General features: G+C 71.5%; 14 protein-coding genes. 7 read left to right on the plus strand and 7 right to left on the minus strand.

What is annotated here, in order from left to right; genetic code table 11:
* The first annotated feature begins 75 nt into the window (after positions 1 to 75).
* From ACF09J_RS10715 to ACF09J_RS10725, 3 genes are read left to right on the plus strand one after another with little or no spacing between them, the layout of a single operon-like run.
* Positions 76 to 1,068, plus strand: coding sequence for a carbohydrate ABC transporter permease (locus ACF09J_RS10715; protein WP_392305021.1), 993 nt, complete (start codon positions 76 to 78; stop codon positions 1,066 to 1,068).
* On the plus strand, positions 1,065 to 1,940 hold the full coding sequence (locus ACF09J_RS10720; protein ID WP_392305022.1) for a carbohydrate ABC transporter permease: 876 nt from the start codon (positions 1,065 to 1,067) through the stop codon (positions 1,938 to 1,940). Before ACF09J_RS10715 ends, ACF09J_RS10720 begins: the two co-directional genes overlap by 4 nt.
* A gap of 9 nt (positions 1,941 to 1,949) precedes the next feature.
* On the plus strand, positions 1,950 to 3,440 hold the full coding sequence (locus ACF09J_RS10725; RefSeq protein WP_392305023.1) for a glycoside hydrolase family 3 protein: 1,491 nt from the start codon (positions 1,950 to 1,952) through the stop codon (positions 3,438 to 3,440).
* Between the two features lie 82 nt (positions 3,441 to 3,522).
* Here ACF09J_RS10725 and nagB read toward each other — a convergent pair whose 3' ends face one another.
* Positions 3,523 to 4,308, minus strand: coding sequence for a glucosamine-6-phosphate deaminase (nagB, locus tag ACF09J_RS10730; protein ID WP_392305024.1), 786 nt, complete (start codon positions 4,306 to 4,308; stop codon positions 3,523 to 3,525).
* 722 nt (positions 4,309 to 5,030) lie between these two features.
* Here nagB and ACF09J_RS10735 point away from each other — a divergent pair.
* Positions 5,031 to 6,497, plus strand: a complete 1,467-nt coding sequence (locus ACF09J_RS10735; protein WP_392305119.1) for a sensor histidine kinase — start codon at positions 5,031 to 5,033, stop codon at positions 6,495 to 6,497.
* 200 nt (positions 6,498 to 6,697) lie between these two features.
* Here ACF09J_RS10735 and ACF09J_RS10740 read toward each other — a convergent pair whose 3' ends face one another.
* Positions 6,698 to 6,955, minus strand: coding sequence for a WhiB family transcriptional regulator (locus tag ACF09J_RS10740; protein WP_016639615.1), 258 nt, complete (start codon positions 6,953 to 6,955; stop codon positions 6,698 to 6,700).
* 317 nt (positions 6,956 to 7,272) lie between these two features.
* Positions 7,273 to 8,241, minus strand: coding sequence for a diacylglycerol/lipid kinase family protein (locus tag ACF09J_RS10745; RefSeq protein ID WP_392305025.1), 969 nt, complete (start codon positions 8,239 to 8,241; stop codon positions 7,273 to 7,275).
* A 69-nt stretch (positions 8,242 to 8,310) separates the two neighbouring features.
* Here ACF09J_RS10745 and ACF09J_RS10750 point away from each other — a divergent pair, with 69 nt between their 5' ends.
* Positions 8,311 to 8,853, plus strand: coding sequence for a hypothetical protein (locus ACF09J_RS10750; RefSeq protein ID WP_392305026.1), 543 nt, complete (start codon positions 8,311 to 8,313; stop codon positions 8,851 to 8,853).
* A 55-nt stretch (positions 8,854 to 8,908) separates the two neighbouring features.
* Here the strand turns inward: ACF09J_RS10750 and ACF09J_RS10755 are convergent, their stop codons facing one another.
* The 3 genes from ACF09J_RS10755 to ACF09J_RS10765 form a co-directional block, all read right to left on the minus strand.
* Positions 8,909 to 10,027 carry an RNA polymerase sigma factor SigF gene (locus ACF09J_RS10755; RefSeq protein ID WP_392305027.1) on the minus strand — a complete coding sequence of 373 codons (1,119 nt, stop codon included), beginning with the start codon at positions 10,025 to 10,027 and terminating at the stop codon, positions 8,909 to 8,911.
* A gap of 17 nt (positions 10,028 to 10,044) precedes the next feature.
* The gene (locus ACF09J_RS10760; protein ID WP_137301875.1) at positions 10,045 to 10,461 is read right to left on the minus strand and encodes an anti-sigma regulatory factor; all 417 of its coding nucleotides are present in this window, start codon (positions 10,459 to 10,461) and stop codon (positions 10,045 to 10,047) included.
* 258 nt (positions 10,462 to 10,719) lie between these two features.
* Positions 10,720 to 10,980 (minus strand): UBP-type zinc finger domain-containing protein, encoded by a 261-nt coding sequence (locus ACF09J_RS10765; RefSeq protein ID WP_392305028.1) that lies wholly within the window; start codon positions 10,978 to 10,980, stop codon positions 10,720 to 10,722.
* Between the two features lie 76 nt (positions 10,981 to 11,056).
* On the opposite strand from ACF09J_RS10765, the gene ACF09J_RS10770 reads away from it, so the two are divergent.
* Positions 11,057 to 12,652 carry a Na+/H+ antiporter gene (locus ACF09J_RS10770; protein WP_392305029.1) on the plus strand — a complete coding sequence of 532 codons (1,596 nt, stop codon included), beginning with the start codon at positions 11,057 to 11,059 and terminating at the stop codon, positions 12,650 to 12,652.
* Positions 12,653 to 12,970: 318 nt separating this feature from the next.
* Here ACF09J_RS10770 and ACF09J_RS10775 read toward each other — a convergent pair whose 3' ends face one another.
* Entirely contained in the window at positions 12,971 to 13,882 is a 912-nt protein-coding gene (locus ACF09J_RS10775) for a 1-aminocyclopropane-1-carboxylate deaminase/D-cysteine desulfhydrase (RefSeq protein ID WP_392305030.1), read from the minus strand.
* 222 nt (positions 13,883 to 14,104) lie between these two features.
* Here ACF09J_RS10775 and ACF09J_RS10780 point away from each other — a divergent pair, with 222 nt between their 5' ends.
* A complete protein-coding gene (locus ACF09J_RS10780) occupies positions 14,105 to 15,511 on the plus strand; it encodes a family 2B encapsulin nanocompartment shell protein (protein WP_392305031.1) in 1,407 nt (468 codons plus the stop codon).
* The last annotated feature ends 35 nt before the right edge of the window (positions 15,512 to 15,546 follow it).

Raw genomic sequence — 15,546 nt, forward strand, 5'->3', positions numbered from 1 at the left:
GATCAGGCGGCCGGCGGCCCGGAAGGCGCCGGCCGCCCGACTGATGCAGAACCCTTCGAACGGAAGGCCAGCACAGTGAGTGCCGCCGACATCAAGACAGCCGGCCCGGAGGAGTCCGTCACACGGACGCCTCACGGTGACGGCCCGGCGCCGTCCGCACCCCGGCGAAGCCGGTGGACGGACGGGCCGCTGCTGCCCTATCTGCTGATCGCGCCGGCTGTCGTGGCAATCGCCGCGGTGTTCGTCTGGCCGTTGGCCAAGACCGTGATCATGTCCTTCCAGGACGTCGGCCGGCGGGAGCTGTGGACCGGTCAGGCCCCCGAGTGGGTCGGCTTCGAGCAGTTCACCAACATCCTCGGCGACGGCGAGTTCTACGACGTCCTGTGGCGCACCGTACTGTTCATGGCCGTCTGCGTCGTCGCCACGATGGCCATCGGTCTCTTCCTCGCCCACTCCATGCAGCGCATGACCAAGGCGGTGCGCCTGCTGCTGACCGGCGCGCTCATCGCCGCGTGGTCACTGCCGCTGCTCGTCGCCACCTCGATCTTCCGCTGGTTCGCCGACTCCGACTACGGCGTCGCCAACATGGTGCTGACGAAGTACCTCGGCCTCGACTTCCAGGGCCACAACTGGTGGCTCGACCCCAAGCAGGGCTTCTTCATGATCGGTGCCGTCGTGGTGTGGGGCGCGGTCCCGTTCGTCGCCGTCACCCTCTACGCCGCGCTCACCCAAGTGCCGTCGGAACTGGAGGAGGCCGCGGAACTCGACGGCGCCGGACGGCTCGGCGTCTTCCACTACGTGACCTGGCCGGTGATCAGGCCCGTCTTCCAGATGGTCGCCACGCTCTCGGTGATCTGGGACTTCAACGTCTTCGGCCAGGTCTTCCTGATGCGCGGCAACAAGCCGGAGAAGGACTACAACCTGCTCGGCCTCTATTCCTACGAGAAGGCCTTCGAGTCGAACTCCTTCAGCCAGGGCGCCGCCATCGCGCTGATCACGGTGCTGCTCCTGTCCGGCGTGGCCGTCTACTACCTGCGCCAACTGCTCAAGATCGGAGAGGTCGAGTGAGCGACACGACCGCCACGCGCGCCATGGCGCCCGGCCACCGCCCCGACCGCAAGAAGCCCAGTCGGCACTTCTACAACGTCGTGGGACTCGTGGCCTTCCTGGTCATGGCCTTCCCGGTCTACTGGCTCGTGGTGAGCGCCCTGCGCCCCAACGCGGAGATCCGCTCCTACGACCAGAAGCTCTGGCCGACATCCATCACCCTCGACAACTTTCGCCGGGCGATTGAGGCGCCGAACTTCGGCACTGCCGTCCAGTCCAGCCTGATCGTCTGCGTGACGGCCGTCGTCGGCGCGATGGTGCTGTCCACGATCGCCGCCTTCGCGATCGGCCGCTTCCGGTTCGCCGGCCGCAAGCTCTTCATGATCGTGCTGCTCGTGGTGCAGTTGCTGCCGCCAACGGCCATGCTCATACCCCTCTACATCCAGCTGAACGACCTCGGCGCGATCAACGAGTACTGGGGCGTCATCGTCATCTACCTCGTCTCCACGCTGCCCTTCGCCACCTGGATGATCCGGGGGTTCGTCGTGAACATCCCGCTGGAGCTGGAGGAGGCCGCCATGGTGGACGGCTGTTCCCGGATGGGCGCCTTCTGGCGGGTGGTTTTCCCCCTGCTCGCCCCCGGCCTCGCCGCCGCGTCGATCTTCTCCCTGATCAACGCGTGGAACGAGTACCTGCTCGCCTACATCGTGCTCCAGGACAACGACAAGTACACGCTCAACGTGTGGCTGATGAACTTCACCACCTCGCGCGGTACCGACTACGGAGCCCTGATGGCCGCCTCGACACTCATCGCGATCCCGGTCGTCGCGTTCTTCATGATCGTCCAGAAGAAGATGGCCGCTGGCCTCACCTCCGGCGCCGTGAAGGGATAACGCCACCCGATGACGACAATCGCCAGCGGCACCGACACACTCACCCGTGACGCGCTGACCGTCCTCCAGCCCGGTTTCACCGGGACCACGGCCCCCGGCTGGCTGCTCCGGCGCCTCGGTGAGGGCCTGTCCTCGGTCGGACTGTTCGGCCGGAACATCGCCTCGCCCGAACAACTGGCCGCCCTCACCGCCCAGTTGCGCGCCGAACGCGAGGACGTCCTGGTCGCCGTCGACGAGGAGGGCGGCGACGTCACCCGTCTGGAGGTGCGCGCGGGCTCCAGCTTCCCCGGCAACCACGCGCTGGGCGCGGTGGACGACGTGGAGCTGACCGAGGCCGTCGCGCGCGAACTCGGCAGGCGGCTGGCCGAGTGCGGGGTGAACTTCAACTGGGCGCCCTCCGCCGACGTCAACTCCAACCCCGGCAACCCGGTCATCGGCGTACGGTCCTTCGGCGCCTCCACCGACCTGGCCGCCCGGCACGCCGCCGCCTACGTCACCGGCCTGCAGTCCGCGGGGGTCGCCGCCTGCACCAAGCACTTCCCCGGGCACGGCGACACCGCCGTGGACTCCCACCACGCGATGCCCCGCATCGACGTGGGCGCCGAGGTGCTTCAGGCGCGCGAACTGGCCCCGTTCCGCGCGGCGATCGCCGCCGGCAGCAAGGCCGTGATGAGTGCCCACATCCTGGTGCCGGCCCTCGACCCGGAGCTTCCGGCGACACTGTCCCGCCGGGTGCTGACCGACCTCCTGCGCGGCGAACTCGGCTACGACGGCCTGATCGTCACCGACGGCATGGAGATGCGGGCCATCGCCGACAACTACGGCATCCGGCGCGGCAGCGTCCTGGCCGTCGCCGCCGGGGCCGACGCGATCTGCGTGGGCGGCGGGCTGGCCGACGACGAGACCGTGACCGGACTGCGCGACGCCCTGGTCGCCGCGGTCCGCTCCGGGGAACTGCCCGAGGAACGGCTGGCGGACGCGGCCGAGCGGGTACGCGCCCTCGCCCGCTGGACCACCGCGGCCGGGAGCCGGGCCGGGGCGCGGGGCGCCGCCGACCCGGAGGTCGGACTGCGGGCGGCCCGGCGCGCGCTGCGCGTCACCGCCGCGGAGGGCTTCACCCCGCTCACGGAGCCGCCCTACGTCGCCGCCTTCACCCCCGTCGCCAACATCGCCGTCGGCGACGAGACCCCGTGGGGCGTGGCCGCCGAGCTCGGCCGGCTCCTGCCGGGCACCCGGACGGGCAGCTTCGCCGGCGAGGACGCGGGCCGCGCGGCCCTCCAGGAGGCCGGCGCCCGGCGCGTGGTGGCCGTCGTCCGCGACGAGCACCGCCACCCCTGGATGGCGGCCGCCCTGGACACCCTCCTCGCGGACCGCCCGGACACGGTGATCATCGAAATGGGCGTCCCCCAGGCCCCGGCGCGCGGCGCCCTCCACATCGCCACCCACGGCGCGGCCCGCGTCTGCGGCAGAGCGGCGGCGGAGGTCCTCACGGGCGGGTGAACCGTCCGCCTCACGACCGCCGACGCGGCGACGCCGGCCGCCCCCTGGGGGTGGCCGGCGTCTGTGTGTTCCGGGCCGGGAGCTAGATGCCCTGCCAGTCCGGCTTGTTGGTGTAGGTGTGGCGGAAGTAGTCCGCCAGCTTCAGCTTGGACGCGGCGGCCTCGTCGGCGACGACCGTGGCGTGCGGGTGGAGCTGGAGGGCCGAGGCGGGGCAGACGGCGGCCAGCGGGCCTTCGACGGTCGCCGCGACCGCGTCCGCCTTGCCCTCGCCGGTGGCCAGCAGCACCAGGTGCCGGGCCTCCAGGATCGTCCCGATGCCCTGCGTGATCACGTGGTGCGGCACCTGCTCGACGTCGCCGTCGAAGAAGCGCGCGTTGTCGGCGCGGGTCTGCTCGGTCAGGGTCTTGATCCGGGTGCGCGAGGCGAGCGACGAGCACGGCTCGTTGAACCCGATGTGCCCGTCCGTCCCGATCCCGAGCAGTTGCAGGTCGACGCCGCCGGCCTCGGCAAGCGCCCGGTCGTAGGCCGCGCAGGCAGCCCGCACGTCCTCGGCCGTGCCGTCGGGCCCGAGGAAGGCGTCCATCCCGATGCCGAGCGGCTCCAGCACCTCCCGGCGCAGCACCGAACGGTAGGACTCGGGATGGTCGGCGGGCAGCCCCACGTACTCGTCGAGCTGGGCGATCCGCGCCCGCGAGAGGTCCGCGGCGCCCGAGCGCACTTTGGCCGCCAGAGCCTCGTACACCGGCAGCGGAGTGGAGCCGGTGGCCACGCCGAGCAGGGCGTCGGGCTTGCGCCGGAGCAGTCGCGCCATCGCCTCGGCGATGAGTTCGCCGCCCGCTCTGGCATCCGGAACGATGACAACTTCCACGCTGGGCCTGCCGATCTGAGGAGGATCTGAAGGGGACGGACCCGGTAACGGGGGTCGTGTGGTTTAGACCAATCCAAGCCCAATCTAACAGAGTCGGACCTGTCCGCGCCGTGCTCGTCCGCCGGCGCGCCCGAAGCGGCGGGGCGGTCGTCCGGGTCCGGAGCGCGACCGGCGCACGACCGCGTGTGTCCGGGGGAAGTCGAGGCGCTCACGCACATCGGCCCCGCCATCCGGCCCCACCGCCGAGCCGGGCGGGCTAGGCTGCGGGGGACACGCCGGAAGATCCGGACGTTCCGGTCGGTCGGCCGGCCCGGGCTCCGCCCCGACCGGTCGTTCGGTGAAGAAAACACAACAACCGCCGTCCCGCGCATGGACAGGGCAAGTGGTCTAGTCCAGAATGCTGCGGAGACGTCTCGAAGAGCGCACACGCGCGGCCCCGCCCGCGCACGACAGGTGAACGCACGAGCCTCCGCCTTCCCCGCACAGGAAGGCGGACCGAGGATCCGGAGCTCTCTGCCCTGACTGCCCCGGTTCCTCATCCTTCGGCCGAACGGGACCGCACGCCCACGGCCGATGCTGCTCCGGGCTGCGGTGCCGGGAGGGTTGAGGGTCCCTCTCAGGCGCCGCGGCCCGCGGGTGTCTCCGGGGGCCCCGCGCCTGTGCCGCCTCCGTCCGGTTCGGGCCCGTACACATGCCCGGGTACGCTCGCAGACGTGCCCTCCATGAACGAACTCGTACGCCAGCACACCGCGCTCGACGACTCCGATCTCGAGTGGCTGCACATGCTGGTCTCGGAGTGGCAGCTGCTCTCCGACCTGTCCTTCGCCGACCTGGTCCTGTGGGTCCCCACCCGGGACGGCACCCGGTACGTCTCGGTCGCCCAGATGCGGCCCAACACCGGCCCCACCTCGTACCAGAACGACATGGTCGGCCACCTCGTCCCGCGCGGCCGCCGCCCGATGCTGGACGCCGCGCTCGACGAGGGCCGGATCGTACGGGAGGGCGACCCCGAGTGGCGCGAGGAGGTCCCGGTCCGCGTCGAGTCCATCCCGGTGCGGCGCCAGGGACGCGTCCTCGGTGTCATCGCGCGCAACACCAACCTGCTCACCGTGCGTACCCCGAGCCGGCTGGAGCTGACGTATCTGCAGAGCGCCTCGGACCTGGCGCAGATGATCGCGGCCGGTTCGTTCCCGTTCCCCGATCAGCAGGTCGACATGGACGCCTCGCCGCGCGTGGGTGACGGACTGATCCGGCTGGACGCGGACGGCATCGTCCAGTACGCCTCGCCCAACGCGCTCTCCGCCTACCACCGGCTCGGCCTCGCCGCCGACCTCGTCGGGCATCACCTCGGCGAATCCACCGCCGAACTCGCCCCCTCCCGGGCCCCGGTGGACGAGGCGCTGGTGAAGCTGGCCAGCGGCTGGGCGCCCCGGGAGTTCGAGATCGAGGCCCACGACGGGGTGATCCAGTTCCGGGCCATCCCGCTCAAGCCCAAGGGCACGCGCATAGGTTCGCTGGTGCTGCTCCGCGACGTGACCGAACTGCGCCGCCGCGAGCGGGAGTTGATCACCAAGGACGCGACGATCCGGGAGATCCACCACCGGGTCAAGAACAACCTCCAGACGGTGGCGGCCCTGCTCCGGCTTCAGGCCCGGCGCATCGAGTCCGAACGCGGCCGCGAGGCCCTGGAGGAGGCGGTCCGCCGGGTCGGCTCGATCGCCATCGTGCATGAGACGCTGTCTCAGAACCTGGACGAGCGCGTGGAGTTCGACGAGATCGCCGACCGGGTGCTCGCGATGGTCGCCGAGATCTCCCCGGGCAAGGTGACCGGCCGGCGCAGCGGCCGCTTCGGGATCCTGGACGCGGAGGTCGCCACCCCGCTGTCCATGGTGCTGACCGAGGTCCTGCAGAACGCCCTGGAACACGGCTTCCGCGAGGGCGAGACGGGGACGGTGGAGGTCTCCGCGGTCCGCGGCGGCACCTCGCGCGAGGCCCGACTGCTCGTCACCGTCCAGGACGACGGTGTGGGTCTGCCCGACGGCTTCGACCCGCACAGCTCGGGCAACCTCGGCCTGCAGATCGTACGGACCCTGGTCGAGGGGGAGTTGGGCGGCACCTTCGACATGGTGCCGGCCCCGGAGCGCGGCACCCGGGTGGTCCTCGACATTCCGTTCCAGGCGCACAAGTAGCCCGCACGGCAACGGCGCAGGACCCCGCACAGCGTAGGACCCCGCACAGCAAAGAGCCTCGGACCGAAGTCGGTCCGAGGCCAGTCGCTCGTTGCGTCCTGTGTGCGCATCGGGGGTACTGCGCGCTGCGGCTCGGGGGCGGGAGATGCGTGCTCGCTGCACGCGCCGCCAAGCTCAGGCTGTCAGCGGGGTGGCTGTGGTCAGGCGGAGGCCTGACGAGCCCGGTTGCGGGCGGCGCGGCGCTTCATCGCGCGGCGCTCGTCCTCGCTGAGACCACCCCAGACGCCGGAGTCCTGACCGGACTCGAGCGCCCACTGCAGGCACTGCTCCATAACCGGGCAGCGACGGCAGACGGCCTTGGCTTCCTCGATCTGCAGCAGCGCAGGACCGGTGTTGCCGATGGGGAAGAACAGCTCGGGGTCTTCCTCGCGGCAAACGGCGTTGTGACGCCAGTCCATGGCTGCTACCTCTCTTGGTATTACATGCGGGTTGCTTGTGAATGTGAACGCTTTCACGAATCCCTCAACAAGGGAAGGGCCGACTGCCAGGTTCCCTGGTGTGGTCCTGTGATTCGTAGAGGGGTTCCGGTGATCTCTGGGGCCCGTGTGGTGGGCCGCCCCGATCGCCACGTAGAGACTCGCAAACCTCAGCGGCGGATACAACCCCTTCCGGAAAGTTTTTTTGGATTCCTCGGTGTCGACTAGGTCACAGCCGTACTTCCATGGGGTGGATCCTGGCCTAAACGTTCGAGTGAAAGGACTTTCGCGTCTTCCACTCACACAATCACACGCAGTGCACGACGTACGCCTGTGAACGTCACGCTTCGACGCAGCCCCAGGTGGTCACCGTCCATCTGGAGGGGGAGCGGCACCTTCGAATGCAAGGTGAAGCGGCTCAGATCGTGCAGAGAGGCCGCATGCCTGCCCTGGGGTCCGCGCTCGGGGGACGAAGTGAGCAACTGGGTGCCATACCGGGCAACCGCGGCGGTGGACAGACGGCTGAGACCGAGCACATCGAGTCCGGTGTCGAACGAGGCCTTAGGCGACGTGTACATCGGACGATTGCCGAGATACGTCCACGGCGAGGTGTTCGAGACTATCGCCACCACCAGCTCGGTCAGCGGATCCTCCCCGGCCCGCTCCAGGGTGATCGCCCCGCGCCGCCGGCTCGACTCCCCGAGGAACTGGCGGACCACCTGCCGTACGTACAGGGCGTGCGTGGACTTCTTGCCCCGCTCGCGCTGCTGCTCCACCCGGCCGACCACGCCGGCGTCGAAGCCGAGCCCGGCGTTGAAGGTGAACCAGCGCTCGGGCACCGCCGCGTCGTCGGTGCCGGGCGTGCCCGACGCCAGCCCCAGGCCGACCGTGCGCTCGCTGCCCCGGCGCAGGGCGTCCAGGATCGCGCCGGTGGCCTCCACGGCGTCGTTGGGCAGACCCAGGGCGCGGGCGAAGACGTTGGTGGAACCGCCGGGCACCACCGCCAGGCGCGGCAGGCGCCCGGGGTCGGGGCCGCGGTGCAGCAGGCCGTTGACGACCTCGTTGACGGTGCCGTCGCCGCCGAGGGCCACCACCAGGTCGATGTCGTCGCTGTCCGCGGCCTGGCGGCCCAGGTCGCGGGCGTGGCCGCGGTACTCGGTGGTGACCGCGTCCAGCTTCATCTCGCTGGCGAGCGCGTGGATCAGAACGTCGCGCGTACGTGCGCTTGTGGTGGTTGCCGCCGGATTGACCACGAGAAGTGCACGCATGAGGTGCAGCGTACCTACCGGACAGTACCGACCCCACCCCGAGGTAGGGATCGGGTAAGAGACCGGGGCGTGAGCCTGCACACGATGGGTCCGGACCGCGAGGGCTACCCTGCTGGAGTGAGCAGTGACCGCAAACCCGCACCGAAGACCACGGAGCCCACGGAGCGCACGGACGCCACCGGCACGGCCGACGCCGCCGGGCCGCGCCCGCGACGGCTGACGTACGCGGCGGCCCTCGCCGGGCTGGAAGGACTCGTGCTGGTGGCCGGCGGGATCTGGATGCTCGTCGCGGGCGTCACCGGCCACGAGGGCGACCGGAAGACCGGTATCACCGGCGGCGTCACGGTGCTCGTGCTCGCGCTGCTGCCGCTGCTCGCCGCCCGCGGACTGCTGCTGCGCCGCGGCTGGAGCCGGGGGCCGGCGGTCATCACGCAGATCATGGCGCTGCCCGTCGCCTACACCCTGCTGCGCTCCGACGGCGCGGCCATCCCGGGCGGCATCGTGCTCGCCGCGGTGGCCGTCACGGCGCTGGTGCTGCTCGTGAACCCGGAGACGACCAGCGCCCTCGGCATCAAGGGCCCGGGCCGGGCCGGGGAGACCGGACAGCGGTAGTCGGCAACGGCCGGCCTCCGCCCCGGCCGTCCCGGTCCCCGCGGTCCCGCGTCCGCTACTCCTCCACGAGCAGCTTCTCCCGAAGCTGGGCCAGTGTGCGGGCCAGCAGCCGGGAGACGTGCATCTGCGAGATGCCGACCTCCTGCGCGATCTGCGACTGGGTCATGTTGCCGAAGAAGCGCAGCAGCAGGATCCGCTTCTCGCGCGGCGGGAGATCCTCCAGCAGCGGCTTCAGCGACTCCCGGTACTCCACGCCCTCCAGCGCCTCGTCCTCGGCGCCGAGGGTGTCCGCGACCGCCGGGGACTCGTCGTCCGTGTCGGGGACGTCCAGGGACAGCGTGGAGTAGGCGTTGGCCGACTCCAGGCCCTCCAGGACCTCCTCCTCGGAGATGGCGAGCTTCTCCGCCAGCTCGTGCACCGTGGGCGAGCGGCCGTGCAACTGGGACAGCTCGGCCGTGGCGGTGGTCAGCGCCAGACGCAGCTCCTGGAGCCGGCGCGGCACGCGCACCGCCCAGCCCTTGTCCCGGAAGTGCCGCTTGATCTCGCCCACGACCGTCGGCGTCGCGTACGTGGAGAACTCCACGCCGCGGTCCGGGTCGAAGCGGTCGACCGACTTGATCAGGCCGATGGTGGCGACCTGGGTGAGGTCGTCCAGCGGCTCGCCGCGGTTGCGGAAGCGGCGCGCGAGGTGCTCGACGAGCGGCAGGTGCATGCGCACCAGTTGATTGCGCAGCTCGGCGTACTGCGGGCTGCCGTCCTGCAGGGCGCGCAGCTCGACGAACATCGCACGTGCGCCGCTGCGGTCCTGAGGGTCGTGCCGCGTGTGGTTCACGACCGGGGCGGCTCGCGACCCGTCCTCGGAGTTTCGCTCGTGCTCGCTCATCGTCCCGCCCGTCGCCCTTCCCCGAGCCCTCGCCTCCTTCCCCGAGTTCTCGCCTTCGCTCGAACAGGGGGAGTCCCCGTGAGGGGGAGGACCGCCGTGGCCTGCGACCAGCGGCTCGTCCTCCGGGTGCGGCCTGGCCTGCTCCGGGATGCCGTCGATACCGTCCGCCGCGCGCCGGGCCGCGGCCGGACCGCCCCGGGCGGCCCCGCCCGGGGCTCCGGCCCCGTCCGCGCGCGCCGGAGTTCCGCCCTCGGGTGGCAGCTCCCGTGTGCCGCGCTCTTCGTCCCGCACCGGACCGTCCCCGTTCCTCACGCCGGCCCGGGTCCCGCGCCGCGCTGTTTGTAGAGGCTGATCGACACGGTCCTGTCCTCGTCCACGGCGGAGGAGACCTTGCCCGCGAGCGCGGACAGGACGGTCCAGGCGAACGTGTCCCGCGAAGGCGCGTGACCGTCCGTCGTCGGGGCCGAGACAGTGACCTCGAGCGAGTCGTCGACCAGCCGGAAGACGCAGCTCAGCACCGAGCCGGGCACGGCCTGCTGAAGCAGGATCGCGCAGGCCTCGTCGACCGCGATGCGCAGGTCCTCGATCTCGTCGAGGGTGAAGTCCAAACGGGCCGCGAGACCGGCCGTGGCCGTCCGCAGCACCGACAGGTAGGCACCCGCAGCCGGCAGCCGGACCTCCACGAAGTCCTGGTTCGCCGCGGGCTCGCCTGCGATCTGGGACACCCTCACCTCCAAGGTGGTACAAGCTCTCTCAGGGCCGGGGGCATTCCCCCGGGACAACGCGATACATGGTTCAGCGGTGACGCTACCGCGCGCCCGGCCTTCCTGTCCCGGGGCCCCGACCCCTTGCTGTCACTCATAGTAAAGCTACGGATACGCTCCGTGGCTAGGGGTCTGCGGACCCAAATGGGAACGGCGGGCGCCGGGTTGACGTACCCAGACGTCAGACGGTCGAACCGTCCCCTGTTCCGGTCGTCCTGGTCACACGAGCACGTGGTCCACGAAGCACCAGCGCCAGTCCTCACCGGGCTCGAAGGTCCGCATCACCGGGTGCCCGGTGTCCTTGTGGTGCTTGGTCGCATGCTGCCCGGGCGAGGAGTCGCAGCATCCGACGTGGCCACAGGACAGGCACAGCCGCAGCTGCACCGGATGCGTGCCGTCCGCCAGGCACTCCGGACACGTCTCGCTCTCGGGCGCGGGCTCCGGGTGCGGCAGCGTGTCGGCGTGCGTGCACTGTTTCATGATTGCCAGATTACGACGCGCGTGCGGGTGACCGCGCGGAAAGCGGCCGGGCGACGAACGAGGGCGGGCGAGGACCATGGACGTAGTGCCGCTGCTGTTCCTGGTGGCGGGCAGCGCCGCGGTGGCCGGGGCCGCACGGCGCACCCCCCTGCCGGCGCCCCTGCTGCTGGTCGCGGCCGGACTGGCGGTCTCCTACGTGCCCGGGGTCCCCGCCTACGCCCTCGACCCCGGCGTGGTCCTGCCCCTGCTGCTGCCGCCGCTGCTGTACACCTCCGCCAGCGACAGCTCCTACCTCGACCTGCGCGCGCAACTGCGACCCGTGGCGCTGCTCTCCGTCGGATACGTGCTGTTCGCGACCTTCGTGGTCGGCTGCGCCGTGTACCTGCTCGTGCCGGGACTGCCGCTGACCGCGGCGCTGGTGCTGGGCGCGGTGGTGGCGCCGCCGGACGCGGTCGCGGCGACGGCGGTGGCCCGGCGGGTCGGGCTGCCCTCGCGGATCACCACGATCCTGCAGGGCGAGTCCCTGCTCAACGACGCCACCGCGATCACCGCCTACCGGGTGGCGCTGGCCGCCGCGGTCGGCGAGGGCGCGACCTGGGCCGGCGGCGTGCGGGAGTTCCTGGTCGCGGCGATCGGCGGCGTCGGGATCGGTCTGGTCCTGATGGCGCCGCTGCACTGGCTGCGCACCCATCTGAAGGAGGCGCTGCTGCAGAACACGCTCTCCCTGCTGATCCCGTTCGTCGCCTACGGCGTCGCCGAGCAGGTGCACGCCTCCGGGGTCCTGGCCGTCGTCACCGTCGCCCTCTACCTCGGGCACCGCGCCTGGGAGGTCGACTTCGCCACCCGGCTCCAGGAGGAGGCGGTGTGGAAGATGGTGGCGTTCGTCCTGGAGTCGTCGGTGTTCGCCCTCATCGGACTTCAGCTGCCGGTCGTCCTCCGGGGCCTCGGGACGTACTCCGGGCCCGAGGCCGCCTGGTACGCGATCGCCGTCTTCCTGGTGGTCGTCGCCACCCGGTTCGTGTGGGTGTACCCGGCGGCGTTCGTGCCCCGGCTGCTGTCCCGGCACATCCGGGAGCGCGAGGAGAACCCCACCTGGAGGGGCGCGATGGTCACCGCGTGGGCCGGGATGAGGGGCGTGGTGTCCCTGGCCATCGCCTTCTCGATCCCGGTCACGCTGCACGACGGCGGGCCCTTCCCGAAGCGCAACCTGCTGCTGTTCCTGACCTTCACGACGGTCATCGGGACCCTGGTGGTGCAGGGCCTGACGCTGCCGCCGCTGATCCGGCTGCTGAAATTCCCCGGCCGCGACCTGAGGGCGGAGACCCTGGCCGAGGCGAACGCGCAGGCGCAGGCGTCCCTGGCCGCCGAGCGGCGCCTGGAGGAACTCCTGACCGACGAGCGCAACGCCCTGCCCCCGCCGCTCGCCGACCGCCTCCGCACGGTCCTGGAGCGCCGCCGCAACTCCGTCTGGGAGCGCCTCGGCCAGGCCAACCCGGTCACCGGCGAGTCGGTCGACGACACCTACCGCCGCCTGTCCCGCGACGTGATCAGCGCCGAACGAGAGGTCTTCGTCCGCCTCCGCGACGGCCGCTACATCGACGACGAGATGCTGCGCACCTTGCTGCGCAGGCTGGACCTGGAAGAGGCGGCGGCCTACCGGGAGGTGGCGTGAGGGACGGACGCGGAGCCCGGACGCAGGCGTCCGGGTCACCCGGGGGCACTGTGAGGGCCGGGTGGTGGCGTCCCGGCGCCGGGTGGCTCGGGCGGGTGCGCGGTGCGGACCTGCTGGCCGGGTGCGGCGTCCGGGTGCCGGGGCGCGGGTGGTGTTGTGCGTGCTGGGGGCCTCCCGGTGGGTCGGTGGCGGGTTCCGGGTCGGGACGTGAGTACCGGGTGGCTCGGGCGGGTGCGCCGTGCGGCGTGTTTGCCGGGCAGCGGCGTTCCGGTGCCGGGTGGCTCCGGCGGGCGTCGCTCGGCGTGATGGCCGGGTGGATCAGGCCGGCGGCGGGAACGGGCTGCCCGTGATGATCGCGGCGATTGTCGTGCCGTGGGGGAAGGCGCCCTCGTCGGCGAGGGCGACCAGGCCGTACAGCAGTTTGGCGACGTAGAGGCGCTCGACGGGTACGCCGTGCCGGGCGGTGAAGTCCTCGGCGAAGGCGTCGAGTTCGGCCGGGACCCGGGCGTAGCCGCCGAAGTGGAAGCGCTCGTCGAGCGACCACGTGCCCCGCCGGGCGCCGAAGGCGCGCTCCTGAAGGGCCTCGATGTCCGCCGCCAGGAAGCCGCCCCTGAGGACCGGTATGCCGAGGGCGCGCCGCCCGGGTGCCAGCCCGGCGGCCAGGCCGGCCAGCGTGCCGCCGGTGCCGCAGGCCAGCGCGACGACGTCCGCGTGCTCGCCCAGTTCCTCGCCAAGGGCCCGGCAGCCGCGTACCGCCAGGGCGTTGCTGCCGCCCTCGGGGACCACATGGGCTCCCTCGGCGCCCGCCGCGCGCAGCAGGGCCGCCAGCGTCTCCGGCTCGGCCTTGCGGCGGTACGTCGACCGGTCGGTGAAGTGCAGCCGCATCCCGTCGGCCGCGCAACGCGACAGGGAGGGGTTCAGCGGCCGCCCGGCCAGCTCCTGGCCGCGGACCACGCCGACCGTCGGCAGACCCAGCAGCCGGCCCGCAGCGGCCGTCGCACGCAGGTGGTTGGAGTACGCGCCGCCGAAGGTCACGACCGTCCGGCCGGCCGCGGCCCGCAGGTTCGGGGCGAGTTTGCGCCACTTGTTGCCGACCAGCTCCGGGTGGATCAGATCGTCGCGCTTCAGGAGCAGCCGCAGGCCACGACGGGCGAAACGGTCGTCGGCGACCTCCTGGAGGGGCGAGGGCAGCCGAGGGAACAGCGCGGCGAGGTCGGCGGAGCGGGTCACCCGGCCATTGTCCCCGCCCGGCCCGGCAAGCGGCACGGCCGGCGACGCACCGCGAAGCCGCTGGTCACGGAAACGGGAAACGCAATTTCTGCCCGTGCCGGCAGTGATCCATTCCCGCTCTTTCGGGTAATGGCACGACCACGCTCCGTACTGGAAGGCTGGCGCACGCAAATCGATGCACGGCGCCGAGCGTGCCGGGCATGAGCGGGAGGGCAATTCTCTATGTCGGTAGGCGAAGAGGTCCGCACAGAGCAGGACCGGCCGCAGCAGAGCCTCGGCACCGCGGCCGCGCGGAACCTGGCCACCACCACCAAGTCCGTTCCCCAGATGCAGGAGATCAGCTCGCGCTGGCTGCTGCGCATGCTGCCCTGGGTCGACGTGCAGGGCGGCACGTACCGGGTGAACCGGCGGCTCACCTACGCCGTCGGCGACGGCCGCATCACCTTCGTGAAGACCGGCGACCGCGTCGAGGTCATCCCGGCCGAGCTCGGCGAACTGCCGGCGCTGCGGGGCTACGAGGACGACGACGTGCTCTCGGAGCTCGCCCGGCGCTGCCGCCAGCGCGAGATCGAGGCGGGCCAGGTCATCGCCTCCTTCGGCAACCAGGCCGAGGAGGTGTACCTGCTGGCGCACGGCAGGGTCCAGAAGGTCGGCACCGGCCCCTACGGCGACGACCAGGTCCTCGGTGTCCTCGCCAACGGCGCGTACTTCGGCGACCAGGCTCTCCTCGACCCGGACGCCATCTGGGAGTACACGGCCCGCGCGGACACCGCGTGCACCGTCCTCGTGCTGTCCCGCCGCGACGTCGAGCAGATCGCCGAGCGCGCCGAAACGCTGCGCGCCCATCTCCGGCAGCAGGCCTCGGCATCCGAGCAGAACGCCAACAAGTACGGGGAGAAGGCGGTCGAACTCGCCGCGGGACACAGCGGGGAGCCGGACATCCCGCACACCTTCGTCGACTACGAGGCCAGCCCCCGCGAGTACGAACTGAGCATCGCGCAGACCGTCCTGCGCATGCACACACGCGTGGCCGACCTCTACAACCAGCCGATGAACCAGACGGAGCAGCAGATCCGGCTGACCGTCGAGGCGCTGAAGGAGCGCCAGGAGCACGAGCTGATCAACAACCACGACTTCGGCCTGCTCCACAACTGCGAGTACGACCAGCGGATCCACCCGCACGACGGCGTGCCGAGCCCCGACGACATGGACGAGCTGCTCAGCCGGCGGCGCGGCACCAAGCTGTTCCTCGCCCATCCCCGCGCGATCGCCGCGTTCGGCCGCGAGCTGAACAAGCGGGGCCTGGTCCCGGAGACCATCGACATGGGCGGCAACCGCATCCCCACCTGGCGCGGGGTGCCGATCTTCCCGTGCAACAAGATCCCGGTCACCGAGGCGCGGACCAGCTCGATCATCGCGCTGCGCACCGGCGAGGAGGACCAGGGCGTCATCGGGCTGCGCGCGAAGGGCATCCCCGACGAGATCGAGCCGAGTCTGTCCGTGCGGTTCATGGGCATCAACGAGCAGGCGGTCATCAAGTACCTGGTGACGGCCTACTTCTCCGCGGCGGTGCTGGTGCCGGACGCGCTGGGCGTCCTGGAGAACATCGAGGTCGGCCGTTGGCGCTGACCACGCGCGACGGCTCCCGGTGTCCCGGCCCGCAG

The sequence above is a fragment of the Streptomyces sp. NPDC014889 genome, assembly GCF_043081205.1.
In the GTDB taxonomy this organism is placed as follows: domain Bacteria; phylum Actinomycetota; class Actinomycetes; order Streptomycetales; family Streptomycetaceae; genus Streptomyces.

Excerpts from the sequence above, each read along its gene's own strand:
- ACF09J_RS10725 (WP_392305023.1), top strand. The coding sequence starts at position 1,950 with ATGACGACAATCGCCAGCGGCACCGACACACTCACCCGTGACGCGCTG.
- ACF09J_RS10740 (WP_016639615.1), bottom strand. The coding sequence starts at position 6,955 with ATGGACTGGCGTCACAACGCCGTTTGCCGCGAGGAAGACCCCGAGCTG.
- ACF09J_RS10770 (WP_392305029.1), top strand. The coding sequence starts at position 11,057 with ATGGACGTAGTGCCGCTGCTGTTCCTGGTGGCGGGCAGCGCCGCGGTG.
- ACF09J_RS10735 (WP_392305119.1), top strand. The coding sequence starts at position 5,031 with ATGAACGAACTCGTACGCCAGCACACCGCGCTCGACGACTCCGATCTC.
- ACF09J_RS10765 (WP_392305028.1), bottom strand. The coding sequence starts at position 10,980 with ATGAAACAGTGCACGCACGCCGACACGCTGCCGCACCCGGAGCCCGCG.
- ACF09J_RS10780 (WP_392305031.1), top strand. The coding sequence starts at position 14,105 with ATGTCGGTAGGCGAAGAGGTCCGCACAGAGCAGGACCGGCCGCAGCAG.
- ACF09J_RS10745 (WP_392305025.1), bottom strand. The coding sequence starts at position 8,241 with ATGCGTGCACTTCTCGTGGTCAATCCGGCGGCAACCACCACAAGCGCA.